The sequence below is a fragment of the Streptomyces panacea genome (assembly GCF_040560175.1).
Taxonomy (GTDB): Bacteria; Actinomycetota; Actinomycetes; order Streptomycetales; family Streptomycetaceae; genus Streptomyces; species Streptomyces panacea.
Genome location: NZ_JARJHW010000214.1, coordinates 1 through 11,924 on the forward strand (window position 1 = coordinate 1; position 11,924 = coordinate 11,924).

Genomic DNA, 11,924 nt, shown 5'->3' on the forward strand with positions numbered 1-11,924 from the left:
GACCCGGAGGCGGCCAGGCGCCGGGCGGAGCGCAGGGCGGCACGGATCACGGGCGGGGCCCAGGAGCTTGAGCAGCGGCTGACGGATCTGCTGCGCGGCGGGCTGGCGGCGGCCGAGCAGTCGGGATACGGCCTGTGGGAGGAGACCGCCGCGCGCATGGTGGACGCCCAGGCGCCCGGACTGGCGTCGAGGGTGCGGGAGTTGGGCTCGATCCCGGGCTCGGGGGCCGGCTGGCCGGTGCGGCTGCTCGAAGAGTCGGCGCTGCTTCACCTGCTGGATCAGGGGTGGCTGGGGCTCGACCGGCTGCCCGCGCCCCTGGCCACGACGGTCCGTACGCGGGTGGGGCTCCCCTCCCCCGCCGACGGCCCGCCGGTCAGGGACCACTGGCTGGTCCTCGCGCAGTACGACACGTCGGACGGCAAGATCACCACGCGCCGGATCTGGCTGTACGGGCGGGAGTCGGGGCGTACGGCACTGGTGCTGGGGTTCGGCGCGGCGGGCCGTTCGCCGCAACCGGCGCTGCCGGTGGGCCTGGTGATCGAGGCGGAGCTGACGCCGCACGCGGGGGCGGGGCAGTTGCGTGCCGATCTGAGCGAGGAGGTGGGCATTCCCGAACCGACCGGGACACCTCCGCCGGGCGGGACGACCACGGCGGCGGTGGCGGCGTACGGCTCGGCGTTGCGGGAGGACCCGTGGCTGGACTCCTGGCCGGTGACGCTGGCCGATGTCATACCTGTTCCGTACGGGGGAGACGGGGGCAGGGGCGGAGACGGGTGGCAACTGGCCGACGCGGACGGGGAGTCGGCCCTGCCCGTCGCGCCCGCCGCGCTCGCGCGGCCGGGTCTGTGGAAGCTGGTGGCACTGTCCGGCGGCGGCCCGGTCACGGTCTTCGGCGAGTGCGGGCATCGCGGGTTCACTCCGCTCGCCGTCTGGTCGGCAGACTCGTCGGAGACGGTCCAGCTGACATGACCCGCCCCGCCCCACGAGCCGCGTGACGCGACCGACGCTCCCCAGCCACCTCACAGGGCCCCGTCCTCTATCCATACGTATAAGGAGGCACCCGATGACCGGCACCACGCTCTGGGAAGAACTCGTCACGTCCGCACTGCTCGGCACCGACCGGCGCACCCCGCCCGCGGACGTCATGGCTCCCGGCCGGGACGCGCCCGTCGCGCTGCTGGACGCCGCCGCGCTCCACACGGTGCGGCGGCGCGCGGGTCTGCTCCCTGCGCGCGCCGCCGCCCGGCCGGAGCCTGCGCCGCACGACGACCGCCGCGAACTGCCGGAGCCCGCGCGCCGGCGCCTGGCCCAACTGCTGGCCGACCGCGCGGCTCCGGCCGGTACGGGCGGCAGGCGCGGTACGACCCCTGATCTCACCGAACTGCTCCCCCAGTGGCTCACCGCCGCCAACGACCACGGGTACCGCGCCCCCGCCGCCGCCCTGCCGGCGCTGCTGGACGCCGCGCGCGGGCGCAACGACCTGCGGCCGCACGCCCTCGCGTTCGCCGGACCGCGCGGGCTCTGGCTCGCGCGCTTCAACGCGGACTGGAAGTTCGCCCTGCGCGGCGCGTCCGGCGGCGCGGTCCTGCCCGGCGCCCAGAACGCCGAAGCGGTACGGCAGTTGTGGGAGCAGGGGCTGTTCGCCGAGCGGGTCGCGCTGCTGGCGGCCGTACGCGCACGGGACCCGGACGCGGCGCGGGCGCTGCTGGCCACGACATGGCCGACGGAGCGCGCCGAGGACCGGCTGATGTTCCTGGACTCGCTGCGCGCCGGACTGTCCGACCTCGACGAGCCCTTTCTTGAGGAGGCGCTCTCCGACCGCAGCCGCAATGTCCGCGCGACGGCGGCGGAGTTGCTGTCCGCCCTGCCGAACTCCGCGCTGGCCGCGCGGATGGCGACGCGGGCGGCGACGTGCGTGAGCCTGGACCGCGCGGGCGGCCCCACGGGCCCGGCCGTCGTCGTCGAGGCGCCGCACGAGTGCGACGCCGCCATGCAGCGCGACGGGGTGAGCGCGACACCGCCGAACGGCCGGGGTGAACGGTCCTGGTGGCTGGGCCAGTTGGTGGAGGCGACACCGCTGTCGAGCTGGCCGGAGCGGCTCGGGGACCGTACGCCCGAGGACATCGTGACGCTGCCGGTCCTGGACGACTGGACGGACGAACTGCACGCGGCGTGGTGCCGCGCGGCCGTCCGCCAGCGCGACGCCCGCTGGGCGCGCGCCCTGCTGGGCCCGCCGGCCGCCTCCCCGGCCACGGGGCCGGGGGCGTCGTCCCTCGCGGAGCGGGCGAAGCTGCTCGCCACCCTGCCGGTCTCGGAACGGGCCTCCTGGGTGGCCGAGTTCATAGCCGCGCACGGTCTGTCGGAGGCGTTCCAGCTCCTGGGTGTCTGCGCGGTGCCCTGGTCCGGGCCGCTGGGCCGCGCGGTCGTCGACGCGCTCGACATCGCGCGGGACGGCGGGAGTTACCCGTGGAGCTTCAGCGGCGTGATGGGCCTCGCCGAACGCTGCCTGGACCCCGCGGAGGCGCCCCACCTGGACATCCTCACCGCCACGCCGGACGAATCGGAGGGCGCGTCACCGGGAGCGGGCGGCTACTGGTCGGAGGCGTTCCAGCGCCTGGTCTCCACGCTGCGGCTGCGCGCCGCGATGATGTCGGAGCTGACGGGTGAGCCCGACCCGGCGGAGCTGACGGGTGAGCCCGAGCCGCCGGAGCTGACGGGTGAGCCCGAGCCGCCGGAACGGGCTTGGTGAGCCCGTCCCGGCGGCCGGGAACAGAAGCGTGAAGTCCCCGGGAACGGAATCAGGGGGCGGGGCCTACGCGCCCGCCGGCTGTCGGACGTTCGCGTTCACCCAGTCCACAATCGATGTCGTCGTCGCGCCCGGCGTGAAGATCGCCGCCACGCCCTTCTCCTTCAGCGGCGCGATGTCCGCCTCCGGGATGATGCCGCCGCCGAAGACCTTGATGTCCAGCGCGTCGTGCTGCTCCAGCAGGTCGATGACCTTCGCGAACAGCGTGTTGTGCGCGCCGGACAGGATCGACAGACCGATCGCGTCGGCGTCCTCCTGGATCGCGGTGTCCACGATCTGCTCAGGCGTCTGGTGCAGCCCGGTGTAGATGACCTCCATACCCGCATCCCGCAACGCTCGCGCGATGACCTTGGCCCCGCGATCGTGGCCGTCGAGACCCGGTTTGGCCACCACCACACGGATCGGACCGGTCACACCCATCACTGCCTCCACATACCGACTTCGTCGTCATTGGCACGGGTCCCCGTTCCGGCGAGGGACGGAGAGGTGAACGAACGTTATCCCCAGCATCTCGCACGCCGCTGTTTCGGGGTGGTCGGGGAGGGGGAAATCACACATTGGGACATGTTCACTCTGCTTCGTGTCGGCCCCACCCGGCACGGGAGCCGCAAGGGGATTCGCTTCCCGTGCGGCGTAGGGAGGTAGGTCAATGAAGATCCCGCCTTTCTCCGAGCTTTTCTCGCCCTTTCCGTCCGTGGTACGGCGGCCGGCGGCCTGGGAGCTGCCCGTCACCCTCCTGCGGGCCTCTGTTCTCGAGATGGCGATCCTCGCCGGGCATCTGGTCCTCTATCCGGGTGGAATCGCCAGCGAGCGCCCGGCACCCGACCTGCCGCCCGAGGCCGCCACACTGCCCACCGAGGGCCGCTCCCGCCGGCCGGTCCTGCTCCTGCACGGATTCGTGGACAACCGCTCCGTCTTCGTCCTGCTGCGCCGCTCCCTGGCCCGGCACGGCTGGCGCCATCTCGAATCGCTCAATTTCTCCCCGCTGACCAGCGACATCCGACTGGCGGCCGAAGTGCTCGGCCGGCACATCGAGGAGGTCTGCGCCCGTACGGGACACCGCGAGGTCGACATCGTCGGGCACAGCCTCGGCGGCCTGATCGCCAGGTATTACGTACAGCGACTGGATGGCGACGTACGGGTACGGACCCTGGTCACCATGGGCACGCCGCACGCGGGCACCGGCGCCATCCCGCTGGCCAGCGCGCACCCCGTCGTCCGGCAGATGCGGCCCGGCTCGGACCTGATCGAGGAGCTGCGGGAGCCGGCGCCCGGCTGCCGGACGCGGTTCGTCAGCTTCTGGAGCGATCTCGACCAGGTCATGTCGCCGGTGGAGGCGGCCCGCGTCGAGCATCCGGACCTCATCGCGCAGAACGTGGGCGTGACCGGTATCGGCCACCTCGCACTGCCGGTGCACCCGGCCGTCGCCGCCGGAATCCGGTACGTCCTGGAGCACGACGGGACGGCGGAGCTCTCGGAGGCGGAGCTGGCGGAAGCGGCCGAATGGGCAGGAAGCGGTATGGAACGCACCGAGGACCGGGCCGACGGGGCGATATCGGTGGCATGAGGAGTGCGCGAGGGCGAGCCGCGGGCCAAACGTCGGCACCGAAATAGGTTGCGCCCACATCCGATTCGATGTCGGTTCGACACCTCACCGACACCCTAGAAATCGAACGCCCCTCGAACGTAGGGCCAAAGGTGTGCCCGCCGTCCGCCGAAAGACGGCCGAATGCCCCTTTCCAGAGCGCCGGGAAGCCGCCGAAGATTGTCGCCGTCGCATACCGCCGGGTACAGTCGCGGCCACTGCTTTCCCTTCTGGGTCCCACCGTTCGTCAGGGCGGCCCCAGGAGCCTGGTTCTGCTGCCGAGGCGAGAGAGAAGTTGGTGAACGACCAGCACCCCCACGCCGGATACGCCGCCCACGACGGCTACTCCACAGGCAGTTTCGACAGTGACCCGCTCTTCGGCGCGCTTCCGGGCGCGAGCCCGGTGGGCACGGTCACGTACGAGGCGGACCACAGCGGTCAGTACGACTCGACGCAGTGGAACGCGGGTTACGACCCCTACGCGACGCAGGCGCCGCAAGCACCCCAGGTTCAGTACGAGGCGTACGACGCGTACGCGGCGCAGCCTCAGCAGTCCCAGCAACCCGTGCAGTCGTACGACACGACGGGGCAGTGGGACGCCAACGCCTGGAACGAGGCCAACCAGGCCGCCAGTTACGGATATGACGCGACCGGCCCGAACACCCCGGCCGACCAGTGGGCGGCCCCCGTTGCCGACACCGGCGCGTACGACGCCACCGCGTGGAACTCGGGAGAACCGGCCGTCCAGTCGGACGTACCGGACGTACCGTTCCAGGCCGAGGCGCAGGCTCCGTACTACGGCGACACCGCGACGTACGAGTCGGGGGCGTACGAGCCCACCGCCTACGAACCGGCCGCGTACGAGCCCGACGCCGAGCACCAGCACGAAACCGAGCACGAGCGGCCGGAGTTCACGCCGAACGAGTTCGCCCCGACCGAGTTCGCGCAGTCGGAATACGAGCAGCCGGAATACGAGCAGCCGCAGTACGAGCAGCCCGCGTACGAGGCCGAGCACGAGTACGACACGCCCGGCCCGGAGCCTGAACACGTATCGGAATCGGCGCTGGACGCCGAGTGGGAGCATTCCGAACACCCGGACCAGCTCGTCGGGGCCGCGGCCACCGTCACCGCCGCGACCGTCGCCCCCCGCCCGGTCCGCCGGGCGGCCGGAGGCAGCCGCAGCAGGCGCCGTACACCGGCGAAGCGTTCGGCTCTGCTCACCGTCGCCGTCCCCTCCGCCTGTGTGATGGGCGTCGCCGGCATCGCCGCCGCGTCGGTCGGCGGACTCGCCGCCGAGGAGAAGAAGGACGACTCGACCACGCTCACCGCCTCGGACGCGACAGCGGTCAAGCCCGCCGCGGTGAACAACAAGCTCGACACCCAACTCGCCGCTCTCGACGCCGACGCACGAGACTTCGGGGACCGCGCCAGCCGCACCCAGGAGCGCATCGACCTCAAGGAACGTCAGGCGGAGGAGAAGAAGAAGCGCGACGCGCAGGCCGCGGCCCGCGAGGCCGCCCGCCCCAAGTTCGCCATCCCCGTCGCGAATCACGCGCTCAGCGCGTACTACGGCCAGGCCGGCGTCAACTGGATGTCGATGCACACGGGCATCGACTTCCCCGTCTCGTACGGCACGCCGGTGATGGCCGCGACGGACGGCACCGTCCGTACGCAATGGAACGGCGCCTACGGCAACATGGCGATCGTCACCGCCGCCGACGGCACCGAGACCTGGTACTGCCACCTCAGCAGCACGAAGATCCGCTCCGGCTCCGTCAAGGCCGGTGACGAGATCGCGTACTCGGGGAATTCGGGCAACTCCACCGGTCCGCACCTGCACTTCGAGGTACGGCCGGGCGGCGGCTCGGCGATCGACCCGCTGTCCTGGTTCCGCAGCCACGGCCTCAACCTGTCGTAGGCGGGGCGCGATTCCTTACATCACCTGGTAGTGACGGATGCGGCGGGCCGACGGGGCCCGCCGCATGCGTGCTTCTACAGCTTGTCGACGGGCGCGTAGCGCAGTAGCAGCCGCTTCGGCTTGGAGTCCCCGAAGTCGATCGTCGCCTGCGCGTCAGCGCCCGAACCCGTCACCGTGACGACCGTCCCGAGCCCGAACTGGTCGTGCGTGACCCGGTCCCCCACCGCGAGCGAGATGACCGGCTTCTCGGTCGCGCGCCGGGTGGCGAAGCCCGCGGGGCCCGAGCGTGAGCGGGACGCGGACAGCGAGGACGCGATCCCCGACGTCGGTCCGGCCGGGGCGGCCATCGGGCCGGTGCGCTTCCACTGCAGATACTCGCCCGGAATCTCCTCCAGGAAGCGCGACGGCGGATTGTACGAGGGCTGGCCCCACGCACTGCGCATCGAGGACCGGGTGAGGTAGAGCCGCTCGCGGGCGCGCGTGATGCCGACGTACGCCAGCCTGCGCTCCTCCTCCAGCTCCTTGGCCTGGCCGAGCGCGCGCATGTGCGGGAAGACGCCGTCCTCCATGCCCGTCAGGAAGACGACGGGGAACTCCAGCCCCTTCGCCGTGTGCAGCGTCATCAGCGTGATGACACCGGAGCCGTCCTCGTCCTCGTCGGGGATCTGGTCGGAGTCGGCGACGAGCGCGACCCGCTCCAGGAACTCGGCGAGAGTGCCCGACGTGGTCGCGGCGGGCGCGTCCGCGTCGGCGGCCGCCTCGTCGGCGTCGGCCCCGGCCCCCGTGTCCGTGTCCGTGGTCGTGTCCGTGGTCGTACCGGCGCCGGCGGACGCGTCCGTGGCCGCCGTCTGGTCCGCCCCCGCCGCCTGAGCCCTCTCCTGCTCGAACTCCAGCGCCACGGCGGCCAGTTCCTGCAAGTTCTCGATCCGCGTCTCGTCCTGCGGGTCGGTCGACGCCTGCAACTCCGCCAGATACCCGGTCCGTTCCAGCACGGCCTCCAGGACCGTCGCCGGCCCGGCGCCGGACTCGACGACCGTACGCAGCTCCTCCATCAGCGTGTTGAAGCGCTTCACGGCGTTCGACGAGCGGGCCGCCATGCCGTACGCCTCGTCGACCCGGCGCAGCGCCTGCGCGAAGGAGATCTTCTCCCGCGCCGAGAGCGCGTCGATCATCGCCTCGGCGCGGTCGCCGATACCGCGCTTGGGCACGTTCAGAATCCGGCGCAGCGGGACACTGTCCTCCGGATTGGCGAGCACCCGCAGATAGGCCAGCACATCGCGGACCTCCTTGCGCTCGTAGAAGCGCACGCCGCCGACGACCTTGTAGGGCAGGCCGACTCGGATGAAGATCTCTTCGAAGACACGCGACTGCGCGTTCGTCCGGTAGAAGACGGCGACATCGCCCGCCTTGGCCTCCGACGCGTCCGTCATGCGGTCGATCTCGTCGGCGACGAACTGCGCCTCGTCGTGCTCGGTGTCGGCCACGTACCCGGTGATCAGGGCGCCCGCTCCCGCGTTCGTCCAGAGATTCTTGGGGCGCCGGCTCTCGTTGCGCTCGATGACCGCGTTGGCAGCGCTGAGGATCGTCTGCGTGGAGCGGTAATTCTGCTCCAGCAGGATCGTCGTCGCGTTCGGATAGTCCTCCTCGAACTGGAGGATGTTACGGATCGTGGCGCCCCGGAACGCGTAGATGGACTGGTCGGCGTCACCGACGACGCACAGCTCGGCCGGGTCGTGTCCCTCGCCCGAGGGGCCGACCAGCTCGCGCACCAGGGTGTACTGCGCGTGGTTGGTGTCCTGGTACTCGTCCACCAGGACGTGGCGGAAGCGGCGGCGGTAGTGCTCGGCGACCTCACCGAACGCCTGGAGCAGATGGACCGTCGTCATGATGATGTCGTCGAAGTCCAGGGCGTTGGCCTCGCGCAGCCTCGCCTGGTACATCCGGTACGCCTCGGCCAGCGTCTTCTCGAAGGGGTCCGTGGCCTGACCGGCGAAGGTCTCCTCGTCGATCAGCTCGTTCTTCAGATTCGAGATCTTGGCGCTGAACGACTTCGGGGGGTGCCGCTTGGGGTCGAGGTCCAGATCACGGCAGACCAGGGCCATGAGCCGCTTGGAGTCGGCCGCGTCGTAGATCGAGAACGAGGACGTGAAGCCGAGCCGCTTCGACTCGCGGCGCAGGATCCGCACGCAGGCGCTGTGGAACGTCATCACCCACATGGCGTTCGCGCGCGGTCCGACGAGCTGCTCGACGCGCTCCTTCATCTCGCCCGCGGCCTTGTTGGTGAAGGTGATCGCCAGTATTTCGCCCGGGTGCACACTGCGGGTCCCCAGCAGATGCGCGATCCGATGGGTCAGCACCCGGGTCTTGCCCGAGCCGGCGCCGGCCACGATGAGCAGCGGCGATCCGGTGTGCACGACGGCGGCGCGCTGCTCGTCGTTCAGTCCTTCGAGCAGCGCCGCCGGGTCCACCACCGTGCGCGGCGCACCGTCGCGGTGGTACGGATCCCTGGGAGGGGGCACGTCGAACTTCCCTCCGAAGAGATCGTCGGGCACCTGCTCCGGAGCGGTGTCCTCGGGCGGCGGCGGGGGCTCCTCGGCCGAGGGCTGGAGGTCCGCCAGAAAGCTGTCGTCAAAGAGGCTGCTCATCGCTTCCTGAGTCTAGGGTGCCGCACTGACAGCCAACCGCCACATGGCCTCGCGGGGGTCCCCACGACCGTTTATGCGAAAGGTCACGGAAATGTATCGGGCATATCGGCCATCAACCTTCACAGCGGCACCACAGATTGGCTACCGTGCTCGCCGAGGCGGTCCGTACTCCATCGGCGATCAGCGCCAAGCGGGCTGCCTGCGCCGAATCCGGCTTCCCCGAAGGAAGTCCGGAACCGGGGACCCACCATGTTCGACCGGGGTGAATCGGGCCGTACCCCCAGGCCCGTAGGGCAACCTTCCGTTCCGCCCGAACCCGACAGCTAACCCGGTAGGCGGTCCACGGAAGGAGATGCCGACCTTGGCGTCGCATCGCAAATCGCGCACTCGCACCGGAGTGCGCGCGAACACACCGGCCGTCGGTTTCACCACGGCCGCGCTCGCCTCGGTCACGCTGCTCTCGACGCAGAGCGCCACCGCCGCGCCCTCCGAGCCCAACCCCTCGGTGGAAGAGGTGCAGAAGAAGGTCGACGATCTGTACCGGCAGGCCGGTACGGCGACGCAGCAGTACAACAAGGCGAAGGAAGCGACCGACACCCAGCGCAAGTCGGTCGACCGGGTCCTGGACGACGTGGCCAAGAGCGCCGACAAGGTGAACGAGGCACGGCGCGCCCTCGGTACGTACGCGGCGGCGCAGTACCGCGCGGGCGCGGTCGGTCCCACGGCCGCCCTGATGTTCGCCGACAGCCCGGAGTCGTACTTCGAACAGACCCAGCTGATGGACCGACTGACCGACCGCCAGCAGGGGGCCGTCGAGGACTTCCAGAAGGAGCAGCGGTCCGCGGCGAAGAAGCGCGCCACGGCGACGAAGAGCCTGGAGACGCTCACCGAGTCGCAGACCTCGCTCAAGGCGGGCAAGCAGAAGGTCCAGGACAAGCTTGCCGCGGCACGGTCGCTGCTGTCGGAGCTGACGGCCGAGGAGAAGGCGCGGCTCGCCGCGCTGGAGCTGAAGAAGGAGCAGGAGGCGCGCCGCAAGGCCGAGGCGAAGGCCGAGGAGGAGGCCGCGGAGCGCAAGCGCCAGGAGGAGGCGCGGCAGAAGGAGCAGCCGCCCGCCACCGGCGGCGGCACGGGCACGGGTACGGGTACGGGCACCGGCTCGGGGGCCACGGACGGTACGTACGCGGCCAAGGCCGAGAAGGTCCTCGCGTTCGCCCGCGCCCAGATCGGCAAGCCGTACGTGTGGGGCGCCACCGGCCCCAGCTCGTACGACTGCTCGGGGCTGACGGCCGCCGCCTGGAAGGCGGCGGGCGTACAGCTGCCGCGTACGACCTGGGACCAGGTGAAGGTCGGCAAGCGCGTCGCCACGGCGGATCTGCTCCCCGGTGACCTGGTGTTCTTCTACGACGACATCAGCCACGTCGGCATCTACAAGGGCGACGGCAAGATGATCCACGCGCCGAAGCCGGGCGCGAACGTCCGCGAGGAGTCCATCTACTACATGCCGATCTACGGCAGCGTCCGCCCGGCCTGAACACCGGCCTGAACACCGGCCGGGTGCGCGGCCGGGTCCATGGCGCCCTCGCCCCGGCCGGCGCGCCCGACGGTGATCAGGGCGCGGCCGTCGGCGTCGGAGAAGGCGTCCCCCGACGTCCGACGGCATGAGTGCGAGGGCGGTCCGTTCGCGGTCCGCCCGTACCGGCTCACCCGCCGTGAGCGTCCGTGCCGGGGCCGGTGCCGGGGCCGGTGCCGGGGTCTCCGTACCACCACTCGCCGTCCCGCGTGCCGGAGTCGTCGGAGTGATCAAGTCCGGTCCGAAACAGGCGGAGTGGCCGCGCGCCCGGCGGCCACAATCCGTCGTGGAACTATCGGGTCCGGGCAATAGCGGCCATGCCGACGCGCTTCCGTGACCGCCGCGCCTAGCGTCCTCCACGACAGAGATCCCGTACGGAACCGCGCCTCCTCGCGAGAGCCGGACCGAAGAAGGATGTGGACGCCCTCGTGGCAGCGCACCGCCGACCCCGATTCAAGCACCGGCCGTTCAGCGGCCCGTACGTCCGTACGGCGGCCACTCTCGCCCTCGCGGGCGCCGCGACGGCCGCCGGTCTCGAAGGACCCGCGCACGCCGACTCCCAGCTCACCACGGCCCAGGTGAAGGCGAAGGTCGACAAGCTCTACCACGAGGCGGAGGCCGCCACCGAGAAGTACAACGGCGCCAAGGAGAGGGCCGCCGGCGCGAGCGCCTCGCTCGACAAGCTGCGCGACGAGGCCGCCCGGCGGACGGAACGGCTCAACGTCTCGCGCAACGCCCTCGGCTCGATCGCCACCGCCCAGTACCGCGCGGGCGGCCTCGACCCCGCCGTACAGCTCGCCCTCAGCTCCGACCCCGAGGAGTACCTGCGCGGGGCGGCCCTCGCCGAGCGGGCCGGCTTCCAGCAGGCGCAGGCCGTCAACAGGATGCGCGCACAGCTCGGCGAACTCGGCCGCTTACGTACGAAGGCCGACGGGAAGCTCGCCGAGCTGAAAAGCCGTCAGGCCGACCTGGCCGAGCACAAGTCGACCGTCAAGAAGAAGCTCGCGGACGCCGAGAAGGTGCTCGACAGGCTCACCGCCGCCGAGCGCGCCCGGTACGCAGCGAGCACCGGGTCCGCCGATCCGCGCGCCGACCGCGCGCGGAGCCGCGCCGCGACGGGTGCCCTGCCGGCGCCCGGCGCCCGAGCCGCCGCCGTCATCGCCTACGCGCGCGGGGCGCTCGGCAAGCCGTACGTGTGGGGCGCCACCGGGCCCGACGGGTTCGACTGCTCCGGTCTGACGCAAGCCGCCTGGCGCGCCGCCGGGGTCGCCCTCCCGCGCACCACGTACACCCAGATCAACGCGGGCCGGCGGGTCTCCCGCTCCCAGCTCGCCCCGGGTGACCTGGTCTTCTTCTACTCGGGCATCTCACACGTCGGGCTCTACGTCGGCGGCGGGCAG

The 11,924-nt window shown here is 71.5% G+C and carries 8 protein-coding genes and 1 riboswitch; of the genes, 6 read left to right on the forward strand and 2 right to left on the reverse strand.

From position 1 onward, the window contains the following. The coding region (locus P3L51_RS31635) for an SWIM zinc finger family protein (protein ID WP_354608768.1) at positions 1 to 969 on the forward strand (969 nt) is incomplete at its 5' end. 94 nt (positions 970 to 1,063) lie between these two features. Further along, positions 1,064 to 2,749 (forward strand): DUF5691 domain-containing protein, encoded by a 1,686-nt coding sequence (locus tag P3L51_RS31640; RefSeq protein WP_354608769.1) that lies wholly within the window; start codon positions 1,064 to 1,066, stop codon positions 2,747 to 2,749. Positions 2,750 to 2,812: 63 nt separating this feature from the next. On the opposite strand, the gene icmB is transcribed toward P3L51_RS31640, so the two are convergent. Further along, the gene (icmB, locus tag P3L51_RS31645; protein WP_023539238.1) at positions 2,813 to 3,226 is read right to left on the reverse strand and encodes a coenzyme B12-dependent isobutyryl CoA mutase small subunit; all 414 of its coding nucleotides are present in this window, start codon (positions 3,224 to 3,226) and stop codon (positions 2,813 to 2,815) included. Between the two features lie 229 nt (positions 3,227 to 3,455). Here icmB and P3L51_RS31650 point away from each other — a divergent pair, with 229 nt between their 5' ends. Together P3L51_RS31650 and P3L51_RS31655 are read left to right on the forward strand one after the other, a co-directional pair. Continuing rightward, complete coding sequence (locus P3L51_RS31650; RefSeq protein WP_435594568.1) at positions 3,456 to 4,373, forward strand: esterase/lipase family protein; 918 nt, start codon at positions 3,456 to 3,458, stop codon at positions 4,371 to 4,373. A 316-nt stretch (positions 4,374 to 4,689) separates the two neighbouring features. Beyond that, complete coding sequence (locus P3L51_RS31655; RefSeq protein WP_354608770.1) at positions 4,690 to 6,309, forward strand: M23 family metallopeptidase; 1,620 nt, start codon at positions 4,690 to 4,692, stop codon at positions 6,307 to 6,309. Positions 6,310 to 6,383: 74 nt separating this feature from the next. On the opposite strand, the gene P3L51_RS31660 is transcribed toward P3L51_RS31655, so the two are convergent. Further along, positions 6,384 to 8,954 carry an ATP-dependent DNA helicase gene (locus P3L51_RS31660; RefSeq protein ID WP_354608771.1) on the reverse strand — a complete coding sequence of 857 codons (2,571 nt, stop codon included), beginning with the start codon at positions 8,952 to 8,954 and terminating at the stop codon, positions 6,384 to 6,386. Positions 8,955 to 9,146: 192 nt separating this feature from the next. Continuing rightward, positions 9,147 to 9,308, forward strand: a riboswitch (cyclic di-AMP (ydaO/yuaA leader). On the opposite strand from P3L51_RS31660, the gene P3L51_RS31665 reads away from it, so the two are divergent. Both P3L51_RS31665 and P3L51_RS31670 read left to right on the forward strand, forming a co-directional pair. After that, entirely contained in the window at positions 9,307 to 10,485 is a 1,179-nt protein-coding gene (locus P3L51_RS31665) for a C40 family peptidase (RefSeq protein WP_354608772.1), read from the forward strand. It overlaps the preceding riboswitch by 2 nt. Positions 10,486 to 10,952: 467 nt before the next feature. Further along, positions 10,953 to 11,924, forward strand: a 972-nt coding sequence (locus P3L51_RS31670) for a C40 family peptidase (protein ID WP_354608773.1), incomplete at its 3' end; no start/stop codon positions are given.